We start from the raw sequence: 14891 nt of genomic DNA on the forward strand, positions 1-14891 counted from the left end.
CCTCACAGTTTGCCATCCGGAGTTAATACCGTGCTCATTGCCCGTTCCGCCCGTTTGATCCTGTCCGCCCTTACAATTTGCGCGGGTATTGTTGCGCCAGCGTCCGCTGAAGAAAATCGAGCCTACTTCTCATTCGGCGGCGAAAAGCGCTTGCCCGAATGCACCGCGGCTTCGGTTCAAAGCGCGGTCGCAGGGTCCGTGGCCAGGGCTCGTCAGGATTACTACGGCGGTCGCACGATCCTTGGCATCAACGACATTCAGGAAGTCGCCTTCAGGGTGAACGGGCTCAGCCCCCTCGCCCGGCGCTATTGCAGCGGCACGGCCAATCTTTCCGACGGCAGCTATCAGTCAGTGCATTACCTGGTTGAGGAGCATGCAGGTTTCGTCGGCGTGAGCTGGAATGTCGAGGCATGCCTGGCTCCCCTCGACAAATGGCGTGTCTACGGCGGTCACTGCAGCACGCTTCGCCCTCGCTAAGCCACACTCCGAAAGGGTCCATCGATGGCGATTTTCAGCCACGCATGGAGGCTGTTCGCATGTCTTGGTGTCGGGCTGCTATCGATCCCGGCAGCAGCCGATACCCCCGGCGAGTTTGATTTCTACGTCCTGTCTCTTTCCTGGTCTCCGACCTACTGCAAACAGGAAGGCAACAACGCCAGTCCGCATCAATGCGATGTCCGGGACCCGTTTCGCTTCATCGTTCACGGTCTGTGGCCCCAATATGAGCGCGGCTATCCCGCAAGCTGTCAGGGCGTCCGCCAAAGGATCGACCGGCAGATAGCCGTTGACATGGAGGACATCATGCCCAGCCATGGTCTTGTTTTCCATCAGTGGAGAAAGCACGGCACGTGTTCAGGACTTGAACCTGAAGACTATTTCGATCTCACCCGGGCAGCATATGAAAAGATCAACATCCCCGGCGCTTTTGAAACCCTCGACAAACGTGGCAAGGCGTCTCCCGAGACTGTTGAAAAGGCTTTTCGCCTCGCCAATCCCGGCCTCAAGCCTGATGGCATGGCTGTCACCTGTTCCAGGGGAGAATTTGAGGAGATCCGGATCTGTCTGACGAAGGACCTGGAGTTTCGAGCCTGCGAAGGTGTCGACCGGTCCGGATGCCGCCAGGACAGCATGTCGGTTCCTCCGCCGCGCTCCCGGTAGGTTCTACCGTTCGGAGTTTTCGTAACTCCTGTCACCAAGCAGGAACAACACTCGCTTCAGGAACCAGACCATGATGAAACTTCGCTCGTCTCCACCATCACCATTCGGACGGAAAATCAAGCTCGCAATGGAAGCTCTGGGCCTGCGGGACCGGATCATGATTGAAGAGGCCAACACGGCTGACCCGTCGGACAGTCTGCGCAGCCAGAACCCGCTTGGCAAAATCCCGGCGCTGATCCTGGACGATGGCGAAGTTCTCTTCGACAGCAGTGTCATTCTTGAATATCTCGATTGGCTGGCGGGAGGCAACAAGCTCTTCCCGAGCGGTGAAGTCCGGTTCGCCGCGCTTCGCGACCAGACGCTCGCCGACGGCATCATGGATGCAGCTATCCTTCGGGTTTACGAGAAGCGCTTCAAGGAACCGCAATTCAGAGACCCGGACTGGGACGCTTATCAGGCAGCCAAGATGGAACGCGGACTGGCCTACTTCGAAGCCAATCTCCCCCCAGTTCCTGCATCCACGACGGATATAACAGCAAGTTCTCTGACGCTTGCCTGTGCACTCGGTTATCTCGATATGCGGTTCGGTGACGGCTGGCGTCAGAACTATCCGAAACAAGCTGCTTGGGTTGACGCATTCGAGGCAGCTGTTCCGTATTTTTCCGAAACCAAACAGCCACCTGCCCTGGTTCCGGACGACGCACACGCACCGCTGAGATAACTCGACCGGTTCAACGCGCAAGGGTCCAGACAACCGGGCAACCCTCTGCACCGCTAATATAGTCAAGATCCGCCCCCAACTTGTCTTTGCGATCAAGCTGGGGGCAACTTTTTGCGAGGAAAGAACGGAGGGACGACAGGCATTTCGCTCAATTGTCACCTTGGAACCTCAGCCAACAAGCCCGAACGAGAAAACCGGACAATTGCGTTAAACGTCACCTGAACAAAAGTGAGAACGCAATCAAGCCGTGAGTGCCCTAAGACGCGCGCACGCGCGCCTCTTCATGTTTGCCCGCCAGACAGGGAACCGCGACCGCGGATCTTCAACAAACGCCTGCCACTGGCAATTGACTGGCCGAAATCCTTTTGCACGGCAAGAAGCGCCGGGACCAGAAGGATAACCAGGAACAGGCCGACACCAAGGCCGTAGGACAGCGTGATGACCGTCGGCTTCAGGAACTGTGCCTGACGGCTGGTTTCAAACAGAAGCGGTGCCAGGCCGAAAACGGTGGTTGCCGTCGTCAGAACGACGGCGCGCAAGCGATCGCAAACGCCATTGATCAGTGCCTGACGGAAGGGATGATCTCTTGCGTACTCGTCAATGGTGGTTACCAGCACGATGCTGTCATTGATGATGATCCCGGACATGCCGATAAAACCGACAACGGAGAACATCGACAACGGCACCCCGTGCAGGTAGTGCCCCCACAACATGCCGATCGAGCCGAAGGGAATGATGATCATGATCATCAAGGGCCGTGTCCAGGATTCAAAGATCCAGCACAAGGTCAGGTAGATACCTGCCAGACACAAGCCAAAGCCGATCATCGCATCGGACAGGAAAGATTGCTCCTGCTCAGCAAGGCCGCTCAATTCGCTCTCCACATCGAAATCCGACGCAAGCTGCGGCAGCAATTCTTCAATCAAGGTCGAGGTCACCCGGGCGGCGGCTTCAGGATTGTCTTCCGAAACATCACCCGTCACCTGCAACGTGCGCAGCCCGTCGCTTCTGCGTACAGAGGCAAAGCCGTAAGTGCTGTCGACATCAACAATCTCGCTCAGGGACACATAGGTTCCCGAATTCGTGCGCACACGCGTGGTGTAGAGGAACGCCGCGTCTGTTTCCTCGTCCGGCATCAACACCTTGACTTTGGTGGTACGCCGCCCGACCGGGAACTCGGCAACCTCGATACCTTCCAGCCTGTTGCGAAGGATGCGGGCAACATCATCAGTGGTGAACCCAAGGGCTTCGCCGCGCGGAGTAAGCGTCAGATTCAATTCCGGCTTGTCGTAGGAAAGCGTATCTTCAAGGGCACTGACCCCTTCCATCGGAGCCAGAGCCTGTTTGAGAAATTCCGCCGCTGCCTTCAGGTTTTCCGTTGAGTTGCCGTACAGCCTGACATCAATCGCATCGCCTCCCGGACCGGAGTGCTCACCACGCAGGGCCAGCGTTTCCAGCAGAGGCGGCCGATTGATCTCACCCTGCCATTCCCTGATAAACTGAAACGCCGAGTAAGGCCGCAGATCCGGATCCAGCAACTCGATTGATATGCCGCCAAGCTGATCGACGTCCTTCGTATCGGCACCGCTAAGCCCTCGGCCTGCCGTCGCCCCTACCGTGGATAGCGCAAACAGGACCGGTTCAGACCCGTATTCATCCGCGTAGCGCTGATTGACCGCGTCGAGCGCTCGCTCCATTTCGGCAATCATCCGCTTGGTGTCTTCCCGCTCCGCGCCCGGCATCATGGCGATGCTTGCCGAAACCACCGACCGCTCGGGCGCATTGAAGAAGCGCCAACGCACACTGCCGTCAAAAAAGAGGGTCAGCGACAACAACAGAACCATAACGCCAAAGCCGAGCACCGGATAGCGCATCCTGATCACCCACCCGATGAACCGTCGGAAGAGCGTTTCTCGGAACCATACAAAACCCCTGTTGAACAGCCGGTTCGGCAGATCGTACCAATGCTGCTTCTTGCTGGCTGTCAGGGCATGGTTCATATGCGCAGGCAGGATCAGGAACGACTCAACCAGGCTGGCGATCAGCACCACGGCGACCGTGAACGGAATGTCGGCGATCAGATTGCCAAATCGTCCGCCGATCGCAATCAGCCCGACGAAGGCGATAAGTGTGGTGATCGAAGCACTGAAAACAGGCGCTGTCATGCGCCGGGCAGCCAGGCTCGCCGCTTCCGCCGGTGAATAGCCTCGCCGATGAAGAAAGTCAGCGTGCTCACCCACGACAATGGCATCGTCAACGACGATGCCCAGGCAGATTATCAGCGCGAAGACCGATACCATATTCAGGGTCAGGCCAAAGGCATACATGAGCGCAACGGTAGCCGCCATGGCGACCGGAATGCCGGCGGCGACCCAGAAAGCGGTGCGTGAAGACAGGAACAGAAACAGGAAAGCGAGAACCAGCCCGAGGCCGAACAAACCATTTTCAACCAGGATGTTCATCCGGTCGATGATGTTTTGCGATCGGGTGCGCGTGAGCTGGACTTCGACACCTTCCGGAAGCGTTTCCTGATACTCCGCGGTGATCTTTTCAACTGCCCTTTGAATCGAAATCGTGTCGCCCTGAGCGCTGCGGTCTACTCTGAGAACAACTGCTGGCATGCCTTTGTGGTAGTAGGCACGGCCGCTTTCCACACCTTCCGTGACAATGTCCGCAACGGACCGGAGCTGAAGTTTTTCCCCCTGGCTCGGAGCTTTCAGAACAATTTCGCCGAGTTCCCGTTCCGTCCGCCTTGTCTGACCGGTTCGCAAACGGGCTCCGCCACCGCTGACATCTCCCGCTGGTGTGGTTTCCATTTCCGCAGAGACAACATCAGCGACATCGCGAAGGGTCAGGTCGTGCCGGACAAGCATGCTTTCGCCGACATTTATCCGGATAACCGGATCACCAAGTCCCTGAATGCTGACGCGCGTAATTCCGTCGCGAAACAAAATGGTCTGAAGATCTTCCGCAAAACGTGCAAGCTGATCGATATCGACCGGACCGAAGATGACCACATCGGTGACCCGGTCGCGATAAACGCCTCGACTGACAACCGGTTCTTCAATCCCTTCGGGCAAGCTCGAGCGGGCCTGGTCAACGGCGGCTTTCACCTCATCCGTCGCCTGCCCCATGTCCCAGCCGTCTTCGAATTCAAGATTGATTCTGACGCTGCCTTCCCGAGCAAGCGACGTAGCCTCATCGACACCATTGACGGCCAGAAGTTGAGGACCGAGGATTTCGACCACGGATCTGTCCAGGTCCTCAGGCCCTGCGCCCGGCCAGGAAATTCTTACATCCACTTCCTCACGGACAAAGTCAGGAAAGAACTGGGTTCTGATCTGAGTACTGGCAGCGATCCCCGCAAGAAGCATAAGCGCAAGCAACAGATTGGCCGCCGTCCGGTGACGCACCATGTAGTCCAGGAACGACGCAAATCGCGGTCCACCGGGAGAACGCATGTCAGGACACTCCAATCATGGTGAGGCGGAACAACATGGCAGGCTTAACCGCTTTGCCCGCGACGTTGCTCCAACCGGTCGACCAGATCCTTCGGAACCATCGGCTTGCTCAGGAGTGCGAGCAACCTGGCTTTCCGGTTCTCCGGCATGTTGGAACTGTTGAGCTGCTCGATCAGGGCAGCACGACGTTCCGGCTCCAGAGCCACAAGATCCCCCGGAGGTCCCGCTTCCTCTGCCGTCGGTGCCTGGGCCGTCACTGGAGCTTCGACTTCCGTCTCATCGGTTTTGCGCGGACTAACCTTTAACCCTGTACCCAATTGGGGCAGACGTTCTCGCACATAGTTGGTTCCGAACGGCACATCGGCAACGACCACTTCGTTCCCCATCCGCCTCAGGACGCGGCTCTCGACTTCGCGGATCCTGTCGTTTTCATCCACGATCAGCAAACGGCCGTCCTCAGTGATCGCGGAAGCAGGCAGCAAGGCAATTTGGGTCAGCTCAGGCTCTTCCACGTCGACCTTGACGAAATCGCCCGGCCGAAGAACCGTTCCGGGAGCAAGTTCAAGGGTTGCGAACAAGGCCCTGCCAGCTTCGCCCTCCGAAACAACAGCTGCGGCACGGTCAATATTGCCCGGAACTTCAACCGACCTTGCTCCCAACTGCAGCGTCACGGTGACCGGTGCCTTGATCAGGTTGCCACTTGCATCGAGGAGACGGGAAAATTCGCTGGTGGAAAGGGAAAACTTAACTTCAAGCGCGGATGGGTCGATCAGAAGGGCCAGGGTTTCCGAAGGATTGACCCGCCGCCCGAGCGTGGCATCGACCTGGGACAGGTATCCCTCGAACGGTGCCGTCAAGGTGGTCTCATCCAGAACACGTTGCGCGTCTTCGAGCGCAAGACGCGCCCGCTGTACGGTCAGGTCCATGCGCTCGATGCGCTTCCGGGCGGTGATGACCGACTGCAGACGGTTACTGAGCGCTTGTTCCAGAGAAGCGACAGCCAGCTCTTCGGTCTCCACCTGCACAGCGGTCGAATAGCCTTTGTCCTTCAACTGGGTTTGGCGCTCCAGAGCCTGCCGGCGCAAATCGAGCTGGCGTCGAGCAGCTTCAAGCTCCTGCTCGGCTCCGACGATCGCCTCTTCGGCTTCAGCCTTCTGCGCTTCAGCGTCGGCCAATGCTGCCTCCGCATCCAGATACTGGAATTCGGCGTTGGCGGGGTCGATCCGCAGAAGAAGTTCGCCCTCTGCGACCGCTGCACCATCCCGAAACTTGCTCGCGACATCCACGAGACGCCCTTCGGAACTGGCCCTGAGCTGAAGTGTGCGCCAGCTTTCAATCTGACCATACGCGGTGGTGACCGGAGAAACGGCAACCGGGGTCAATTCGGCGACATTTACGGAGTAGCTGCGTTCGCGGGCAGGTCTGTGCCGGGCAGTTTCCTCCGCCGTCATCGCCTCATACAGGCGCAGGGCGCCGAAACCGGCAAACCCCAACATGATTGCCATCAATGCCAGACCGACCAGTCCGCGCATTAAAAATCGCATCCACCTCTCCACCAAAAAATCCCGTACCCACTGGTCCGCAGGTACGGCCACTCTCTTAGCATTTAACGCCAAGACCATGTTTTACCATGGTTGTACGGCAAAAATCCGAAAAGGTTGTAACCACTTGTAACAAAAAACCCGGCGCTTTTGGCACCGGGTCATTTGGGTCAGGAATGTGCTTGGCTTAGAATTTGTAGCCAACGCCCAGACGAACGGTCGAATTGCTGAAATCCGAGCTCACACCTCTGCCGTTCAGGTTGAAGTCCTGGCTGCCGAAGTCCTGGTACACGTATTCCAGACGCGTGGTCACATTGTTGGTAACCAGAGCTTCCGCACCTGCACCAGCCGTCCAGCCTAGGGCTGTCTTGCTGTCGCTTGCACCGTTGCCCGAGACTTCAAGGTCAGCCAGCGCAAGACCACCGGCACCGTAGACCATGTAGCGGTCGAAGCTGTAGCCGATCCGACCCCGGATATTGGAATTCCAGTTCGACTTGGACTGCAGGTTCAACCCGCCGTTGGTGCGCGACTCTTCCAAGTCAGTCAGGCTGAAGTCAGCTTCTGCACCCACGATAACGTTCGGGGTAACCTGAAAGTTATAGCCTGTGTAAAGGCCACCGGACACGCCGCTGGTGCTGGTCCCAAGACCGACGCCACCGCTGCTGTTGTCGAAGTTGCCGAAAGCCCAGCCGACGTTACCGCCGACATAAATGCCAGACCAGTCAATGCTTTGCTGCGGGGCAGGTACTGCCTCGTAGGCCGGAGCGGGGGCTTGCGGCAGATCCGCGGCCCAAACCGGCGCGGTTCCAGCCGTAGTGGCAGTCAATGCCAGGCCAGCAATTGCAAGACGTTTCATGAAATGTACTCCAGATCCACATAACCCTAACTGAGATGGCCACTGTAAATTTGACCAATAGAGCAGGACGGGGTTGTCACATCCTCACTCTCCCCACGGCGGAGATATGGAGAGTGTTTGTGGCGGATCAGGATTGAGAATTAGGAGTTTTGGTGACGAAACACGGCAACAATCTGTCAGAATGAACATGACGTTAAGGTATTTGCAATTTGCAAAGCCGCTCTGCGTAAAGTTCAACGCTTTCAAACGCAAAGATCCTTGTGCACGGCTTTCCCCGCACCAATCTATTGCGTATAAGGCGCCAACATGATTTGCGCGCCCTTTCCCGAAGCTGCGCTCGCTGACCGAATTTGACCCGAACCGGAACTCATAAATGCTGTTTGACTACATAAGCCTCGCAGGCGGATTGGTTGTGCTGATTATTGCCGGCGATGTCTTGGTCAGAGGCTCGGTCGGTATCGCACAGCGGTTGGGTATTCCCAACCTGGTCATCGGTCTTACAATTGTTGCGTTCGGCACATCTGCACCCGAACTTGTCATTTCCCTGAAAGCGGCTCTGGAAAACGCTGGCGGTATCGCAATCGGTAACGTTGTCGGCTCAAATATTGCCAATGTCCTGCTCGTCCTCGGTCTGCCTGCACTCATCGCCGCAACGCCCTGTGGAGAAACCGGCGCGACACGCAATGCGATTTTCATGGTGGCAGTCACCATCGTCTTCATAGCCTTGTGCTTTTTCTCCCCGATAGGCTTCTTTGCCGGAGTTGTTCTTCTTGTTCTGCTCGGCGGGTTTCTCGCCGCTTCGACAATCACCGCCCGCAAGCACCGCAAGGAACAGAAAAAGATTGCCGCAGCCTCTGCCGGCGCCGCCGTTGCGGACGCGGAAATCGAGGAAGAAGACGAGCTTGACGATGTCGACGATGTCCCCGATTCCATGTGGGTAGCACTGATTTACATCGTTCTCGGTCTCGTCGGCCTGCCTCTCGGTGCCCATTTCACAATTACCGGCGCAACATCGATTGCCATGGCCTGGGGCGTCAGCCAGGCCGTCATCGGCTTGACGATCATCGCTCTCGGCACATCCCTGCCGGAACTTGCAACAACCGTCATGGCTGCCATCAGACAGCATGGTGCGGTCGCAATCGGCAACGTCATCGGCTCAAACATTTTCAACCTGCTTGCAATCATCGGCATCACTGCTGTCGTCGTTCCGATCGACGTTCCGGCCGAGGTGCTCAAGTTTGATGTCTGGGTGATGCTGGCCTGCGCGATACTGCTCACGGTCCTTGCCGCCTGCCGTATCTGTCTCGGCAAGATTTCAGGCCTGGTCATGACGGTTGCATATGGCGCATACATCGCAACTGTCTACATGCTCGGCTACGCCGGCTGATTGCACCACCGCTCTCATGTTTCATCGGAAAGGAGCAACCTCTTTTCCTGAAGCCTCTCACGGCTTAAATGTCAGGCATGCAGGACACTTCTGATTCTCAAAATTCGGCCGCAACTTCACCGGCAGATGATCCGGTTCCCACAAAAAAGGGCGTCGATGTCATTGCCGACGAGGTAAAACGCCTGCCCAATGGGCCAGGCGTCTACCGGATGCTGGACGAGAATGGAGAAGTTCTTTACGTCGGCAAAGCTCGCAGCCTGAAGAAACGAGTGACCAGCTACACGCGGCTTCAAGGTCAATCGAACCGGATCATGCGCATGATCCTCTCAACCGCGGCGATGGAATTTGTTGTCACCCGGACCGAACCGGAAGCCCTGCTTCTGGAAGCCAATCTCATCAAGAGGCTTCGGCCGCGCTTCAACGTTCTCCTCAGAGACGACAAGTCCTTCCCATATATTCTGGTAACCGGTGACCACGAAGCCCCGGCGATCGTCAAACACCGGGGTGCCCGAAAGCGAAAAGGCGAGTATTTCGGACCATTCGCCTCCGCCGGAGCGGTTGACCGAACCATCAACGCCCTGCAAAAGGCCTTTCTCATCCGAACCTGTTCGGACAGTTACTACGAGAACCGGTCCCGCCCCTGCCTTCAGTATCAGATCAAGCGCTGTGCAGGCCCCTGCACCCGCGAAATTGAGCCCGAGGACTATGCCGGCCTGGTCTCTGAGGCAAAGGCCTTCCTGTCCGGCCGGAGCCAGTTGATCAAGAAACAGCTTGCCGAGCAGATGGAAGCGGCGTCTGCGGATCTGGAATTCGAACGAGCTGCCATCTATCGGGACCGGCTGTCCGCCCTGTCTCACGTACAGGCGCATCAGGGGATCAATCCGCAATCGGTGCAGGAAGCGGACGTGTTTGCCATCCATCAGGAAGGTGGCCAGACCTGCGTCCAGGTGTTTTTCTTCCGCACTGGCCAGAACTGGGGCAACCGCGCCTATTTCCCGAAAGCAGACAAATCCTTTGAAGAGGCTGACATCCTGGAAAGTTTTCTGGCGCAGTTCTACGACGACAAGCCTGCGCCGAAACAGATCCTGCTGTCGCATGATCTTGCTGAACGCGAGTTGTTGTCGGAAGCCTTGAGCGAACGAACTGGTCGCAAGGTCGAGGTTACGGTTCCCAAGAGAGGCGAAAAGAAGGAACTGGTCGACCATGCGCTGACCAACGCGCGTGAAGCTTTGGGCCGCCGTCTTGCGGAAACATCCAGCCAGGCACGGCTCATGAAGGGTGTTGCCGAAGCCTTTGATCTTGGCGCAACGCCACGCAGGATCGAGGTCTACGACAACTCGCATATCATGGGCACCAATGCGGTCGGTGGCATGATTGTCGCCGGTATGGAAGGTTTCGCCAAAGGCCAATATCGCAAGTTCAACATCAAGTCCGAAGAGCTCGTTCCCGGAGACGATTACGGCATGATGCGCGAAGTGCTCAATAGAAGGTTCTCACGCCTCTTGAAGGAACACGCCCGTTCCAATGAAAACGAGCGCGCGGAAGAAGTCTTGCCGGACGATGAGGGCACTCCCGAAGAAGAGATCGTGTCAAACGCCTCCGAAATACCTGCCTGGCCCGATCTTGTTCTGATCGACGGCGGACAAGGACAGCTCACCGCGGCACGTGAAACGCTCGAGGAACTTGGCATCACCGACGTTCCGCTCGTGGGCATTGCCAAAGGGCCGGATCGTGATGCCGGCCACGAAAAATTCTTCATTCCGGGCAAGCAGTCCTTCATGCTTCCCGAACGCGATCCCGTTCTTTATTTCGTTCAGCGGCTTCGCGACGAAGCACACCGCTTTGCCATAGGCAGTCACCGCGCCCGCCGCAAGAAAGACATCGTCAAGAACCCGCTGGACGAGATTGCCGGAATCGGTCCCACCCGAAAGAAGGCCCTGCTGCGCCATTTCGGCACTGCGAAAGCAGTCTCGAAGGCCGGTGTCGACGACCTTGCATCCGTTCCGGGAATTTCAGAAGCAATCGCCAAGCTCGTCTATGATCACTTCCATGAATAAGAGACGGGAGAGAGCACCCAGGCGCATTTTTTTTGCCTGGGATCCGATCTCGGAAGACCAGGCTTTTGCTCATAGCGTGATGAGGCTCAGAAAGCCGAATTAAACCAGTTCGGTAAACCGTTACGACAAATATGGTGACAACTTCAGTTCTGTGCTCAATTCCCTCGGCGAGGTTGAGAACTGACACTTTCTGCCGTTTACCGAGACTTGCGAAAACGGAAAAAGTTTCAGACCGGTAGCAATCAGTGTGGTATGGCTGCGCCAATCCTGCCCAATCCAACCTGCTTGCTCCATGTCATCATCAGATACCCGTTCCCGCCGTTCATTGCGCATCACACTGTTCTCGTTCATTTGCTGGTGCGGATGCCTGGGAGCGCTTTTGGCAGGTGTTCTCGGCTTGTCGGCCTTCGTTGCACCTGACTTCTGGTTCGCTGACAATATGAGCTTCTTTCTACGGCAGTTTCTCGCCGGAGGGCTTGCGGGTTGTATCGCAGGGGCGTCAGGCCTGTGGATCCGGCACAGATTGCCTCTATTCTACAAGGCAACATTTGGACTGGCGGTAATTTCGCTTTTGGCTCTTGCTGGTCTGACAGGCGCCCGAACCTTGGCAAACACCGTCCCCGTTGTCGTTTCGCCAGACGGTGCACGCCCAATCAAAATTGTTTCGATAAACATCGAGCACCTGTTTCTGGGAGACAAGGTTCTTCAAAAATTTCTGCTGAGAGAAAAACCTGACATCGTCGTCGTTCAGGAAGTGCTTTGGTGGCTTCAGGAAAGACGCTGGAACCGGCTCGAGAAAGACGAAGACAGCTTGATTCAAAACGGTTTCCCCGAGCATCGGATTGTCGGCAAACTGGGAGGATTGGTTGTCTTCTCACGCTTTCCGGTTCTGGAAGATACCTCAATAACGATAAGCGGAGAGTTTCCGGACGGAGCTCATGTCTATTATGACCCGGATCGGGAACTCTTGTCCCTCACCCTGGACACGGGCAAAAAACCGCTTCGCCTCTTGTCGATCCATCCCGACAGTCCGCGGTCCAAAGCCCGATGGCTCAACAAGCGCCGCTACATGGAAGAAGTTGACTCGGCATTGCAGGACCTGAGGAACGAAAACCCAGGACAGATACTGGTGATCGGTGACTGGAACAGCGCACCCTGGTCCTGGCGGTTCCAGCAAACACTTTCCGAAAACAACTTGAAGACCGCCTATCCGGGCGGCTGGCCGCAGACCACACGCTTCTTCTTCGACTATCGCCTGCACTGGATTCTGGGTGCTCCCGTCGATCAGTTTGCCGTGTCGGACGACGTTCAGGTCACCAGTGTTTCCCTTGGACCTGATTTCGGTTCGGACCACCTGCCACTTATCGTTGAGATCAATCTGCCAGAAACACCCAATAATTGAAATATTGGCTGTGACTTCAACTCTAGAGTGTTTGAGGCAGTTGTCGGGATTCGGAACACTGCTCACGTCCTGACACCGATTCCCTGACGAAATTATGGCCAAGCTCTACTTCAACTATTCTTCCATGAACGCCGGCAAATCGACGGTTCTGCTGCAGGCCGCCTATAACTACGAAGAGCGTGGCATGAACACGCTCCTGCTGATTGCCGCATTTGACGATCGGGGTGGCAAGGGACGGATCGCATCCCGCATAGGACTGGCTGCCGAGGCAGATGTCTTTTCGGCTGAAAACGATGTATTCGCGCATGTTTCAAGGTCGCATGAGGCCAAACGCCTGGATGCTGTTCTGGTTGATGAAGCACAATTCCTGACCGAACAACAGGTATGGCAACTGGCAAAAGTCGCGGACGAATTGCGCATTCCAGTGATGTGTTTCGGGCTGCGTACGGACTTCCAGGGCAAACTGTTTCCCGGGAGTGCTGTCCTCCTTGCTCTTGCCGACAATCTCAAGGAAATCAAGACGATTTGCTGGTGTGGCCGCAAGGCGACCATGGTTGCTCGCCTCGACGGCGATGGCCAGATTGTCGAAGAAGGTGATCAGGTTGTCATCGGCGGCAACGAAACCTACGTGTCGCTGTGCCGCAAACACTGGACTCACAGACAGCTGAGCTAGCACGCATCCGCAGGTCCATTTCTTTCTTGCCTTCATTTTCTCACTTCGTGTGCACACGATCTCTTCCGAGTTACCATTGCGGCTGCCAGGTGCTCTTGTGCACGCAACAGGGCTGTCTGCTCTTGCTGATCTGACGCCCGCCCACAGCTGGAGCCCGCACCAAGTTTGGCCGGTCGCTCTTCGTTTTTCATCATGTGTTTCGGCAGATAGTCCAGGTAGAGCCTGTGCCGTTTGAGCGTATGAATTGCATGCTCAAACGCTCACCCGTTTCTTCTTCCAACCCCGCACTACAAGAGAAACCCTCGCATCTAAAGCGAGATACGTAATCAGAACGCGGCGGCTCTTTCTTCTCCAACAGCTCCGAATTACCTCCTGCCCGAAATTTCCGCCCGGGACAAACACCGGCCCGGCCCCATTCAACGCGCCCGAAAGAGTCCTCTTGAATTTTTTTAATTACGATCGTATTTAAAAGCCAATTCGAGGACCAAACGTGTCCTGACTTTCAAGAACAGAGAGCAAATGATGAATTTCCTGCGCTGGACAACGCTTCTTATGGTGATTTGCGGAGTGATCGGCGGTCTCGGGTATTACAAATACGTCGAAATCAGCAACAGCATCGCCGAGGCGGCGAATTACCCTGAACATTCCGAGTCAACCGAAGCAACGATTTCAAGCTATGTTCTGCACACGCCGCAGACATCCGTAATCGGTGAAGTGGTTGCGCCGGAATGGGTCACGCTTCGAAGTCAGAAGGCAGGCAAATTAGCCAGGCTGGGATTCCAGCCCGGCGAGGATGTCTCAAAAGGGCAGCTGCTGGTTCAGCTTGATGTTTCTGAAGAAACCGCGCGCCTGAAAGGTGCCAAAGCAGACGCCGAACTTGCGCGCATCAGCCTGGAGAGGGCCGAGAAACTGGGCAAGTCCGGCAGCATCAGCCAAAGTCGCATCGACACGCTGCAGGCCAATCTCGACACCGCACTCTCGAATGTCGGGATCATCGAAAGCACGATCGATCAAAAGACCATTAGAGCTCCCTTTGCCGGAAAATCAAATGCGGGAAGTCTTGTCGTCGGGCAATACGTCAACATAGACGAGACCTTGGCCGAAATCGTCAGTGACAAACCCACTCTCTGGATTGATTTCCGCCTGCCCCAAACCCACTACGACCTTCCCGTTGGAACGGAAGTCTCAGTCGCTCTCAGGGGGAAACCACCCGTTTCCGGCGTCCTGATCTCGCGCGATGGCAGCATATCTAGCGAGAACCGGACGAGGTTGCACCGTGCCCGCATCAAGACCAGCGATCTGGCAGCGCCTCACGGCGCTTTCGTGGAGGTGAAGGTTCCAGCCTCCGAGCAGCAACAGCTGATCAAACTGCCAGTCTCCGCCCTGCGTTCCGACGCCTATGGACAGTTTGTCTACTCGATCGAACAAGCGGAACAGGAAGAGGCCTATCGAGCGAAAAGACATGATGTCGATGATGTCACTTTTCTCGCCGACCAAGTGTTGATCGGAACAGGGCTGGAAGCCGATCTGCAGATTGCCACCAACGGTTCCTTCAAGCTGTATCCCGGCATATTGACACAGGTTGTGGATGCCCTTCCCGCCGAGGAAAAGCCGACGGACAGCTGGAACTAGAAG

Annotated in this window: 11 protein-coding genes; 8 read left to right on the plus strand and 3 right to left on the minus strand. The window is 56.5% G+C overall.

Annotated features, from left to right (window positions below):
- Window positions 1-30: 30 nt before the first annotated feature.
- The 3 genes from ABLO27_RS18820 (at window position 31) to ABLO27_RS18830 (ending at window position 1879) form a co-directional block, all read left to right on the plus strand.
- The gene (locus ABLO27_RS18820) at window positions 31-477 is read left to right on the plus strand and encodes a cytoplasmic protein (RefSeq protein WP_353034679.1); all 447 of its coding nucleotides are present in this window, start codon (window positions 31-33) and stop codon (window positions 475-477) included.
- 24 nt (window positions 478-501) lie between these two features.
- Entirely contained in the window at window positions 502-1158 is a 657-nt protein-coding gene (locus tag ABLO27_RS18825) for a ribonuclease T2 family protein (protein ID WP_353034681.1), read from the plus strand.
- 70 nt (window positions 1159-1228) lie between these two features.
- A complete protein-coding gene (locus tag ABLO27_RS18830; RefSeq protein WP_353034682.1) occupies window positions 1229-1879 on the plus strand; it encodes a glutathione S-transferase family protein in 651 nt (216 codons plus the stop codon).
- A gap of 281 nt (window positions 1880-2160) precedes the next feature.
- On the opposite strand, the gene ABLO27_RS18835 is transcribed toward ABLO27_RS18830, so the two are convergent.
- The 3 genes from ABLO27_RS18835 to ABLO27_RS18845 all read right to left on the minus strand — a co-directional run bounded on the left by ABLO27_RS18835 (window position 2161) and on the right by ABLO27_RS18845 (window position 7737).
- Window positions 2161-5340 carry an efflux RND transporter permease subunit gene (locus ABLO27_RS18835; protein WP_353034684.1) on the minus strand — a complete coding sequence of 1060 codons (3180 nt, stop codon included), beginning with the start codon at window positions 5338-5340 and terminating at the stop codon, window positions 2161-2163.
- 44 nt (window positions 5341-5384) lie between these two features.
- Window positions 5385-6884, minus strand: coding sequence for an efflux RND transporter periplasmic adaptor subunit (locus ABLO27_RS18840; RefSeq protein WP_353034686.1), 1500 nt, complete (start codon window positions 6882-6884; stop codon window positions 5385-5387).
- 184 nt (window positions 6885-7068) lie between these two features.
- Window positions 7069-7737 (minus strand): outer membrane protein, encoded by a 669-nt coding sequence (locus tag ABLO27_RS18845; protein WP_353034687.1) that lies wholly within the window; start codon window positions 7735-7737, stop codon window positions 7069-7071.
- Between the two features lie 373 nt (window positions 7738-8110).
- On the opposite strand from ABLO27_RS18845, the gene ABLO27_RS18850 reads away from it, so the two are divergent.
- From ABLO27_RS18850 to ABLO27_RS18870, 5 genes are all read left to right on the plus strand, one after another.
- Entirely contained in the window at window positions 8111-9124 is a 1014-nt protein-coding gene (locus tag ABLO27_RS18850; protein ID WP_353034688.1) for a calcium/sodium antiporter, read from the plus strand.
- A gap of 77 nt (window positions 9125-9201) precedes the next feature.
- Entirely contained in the window at window positions 9202-11181 is a 1980-nt protein-coding gene (gene uvrC / locus ABLO27_RS18855; RefSeq protein WP_353034689.1) for an excinuclease ABC subunit UvrC, read from the plus strand.
- Window positions 11182-11473: 292 nt separating this feature from the next.
- Entirely contained in the window at window positions 11474-12583 is a 1110-nt protein-coding gene (locus tag ABLO27_RS18860) for an endonuclease/exonuclease/phosphatase family protein (RefSeq protein WP_353034691.1), read from the plus strand.
- 94 nt (window positions 12584-12677) lie between these two features.
- Window positions 12678-13256 carry a thymidine kinase gene (locus ABLO27_RS18865; protein WP_353034692.1) on the plus strand — a complete coding sequence of 193 codons (579 nt, stop codon included), beginning with the start codon at window positions 12678-12680 and terminating at the stop codon, window positions 13254-13256.
- A gap of 519 nt (window positions 13257-13775) precedes the next feature.
- Window positions 13776-14888 carry an efflux RND transporter periplasmic adaptor subunit gene (locus tag ABLO27_RS18870; protein ID WP_353034693.1) on the plus strand — a complete coding sequence of 371 codons (1113 nt, stop codon included), beginning with the start codon at window positions 13776-13778 and terminating at the stop codon, window positions 14886-14888.
- Window positions 14889-14891: the final 3 nt, after the last annotated feature.

Source organism: Roseibium sp. SCP15 (assembly GCF_040329435.1).
Classification (GTDB): domain Bacteria; phylum Pseudomonadota; class Alphaproteobacteria; order Rhizobiales; family Stappiaceae; genus Roseibium.

What these genes read in the sequence shown, in the direction of transcription:
- ABLO27_RS18845 (WP_353034687.1), bottom strand. Translation starts at nt 7,737, where the DNA reads ATGAAACGTCTTGCAATTGCTGGCCTGGCATTGACTGCCACTACGGCT.
- ABLO27_RS18825 (WP_353034681.1), top strand. Translation starts at nt 502, where the DNA reads ATGGCGATTTTCAGCCACGCATGGAGGCTGTTCGCATGTCTTGGTGTC.
- ABLO27_RS18850 (WP_353034688.1), top strand. Translation starts at nt 8,111, where the DNA reads ATGCTGTTTGACTACATAAGCCTCGCAGGCGGATTGGTTGTGCTGATT.
- ABLO27_RS18870 (WP_353034693.1), top strand. Translation starts at nt 13,776, where the DNA reads ATGATGAATTTCCTGCGCTGGACAACGCTTCTTATGGTGATTTGCGGA.
- ABLO27_RS18865 (WP_353034692.1), top strand. Translation starts at nt 12,678, where the DNA reads ATGGCCAAGCTCTACTTCAACTATTCTTCCATGAACGCCGGCAAATCG.
- ABLO27_RS18835 (WP_353034684.1), bottom strand. Translation starts at nt 5,340, where the DNA reads ATGCGTTCTCCCGGTGGACCGCGATTTGCGTCGTTCCTGGACTACATG.
- uvrC (WP_353034689.1), top strand. Translation starts at nt 9,202, where the DNA reads ATGCAGGACACTTCTGATTCTCAAAATTCGGCCGCAACTTCACCGGCA.
- ABLO27_RS18830 (WP_353034682.1), top strand. Translation starts at nt 1,229, where the DNA reads ATGATGAAACTTCGCTCGTCTCCACCATCACCATTCGGACGGAAAATC.
- ABLO27_RS18860 (WP_353034691.1), top strand. Translation starts at nt 11,474, where the DNA reads ATGTCATCATCAGATACCCGTTCCCGCCGTTCATTGCGCATCACACTG.
- ABLO27_RS18840 (WP_353034686.1), bottom strand. Translation starts at nt 6,884, where the DNA reads ATGCGATTTTTAATGCGCGGACTGGTCGGTCTGGCATTGATGGCAATC.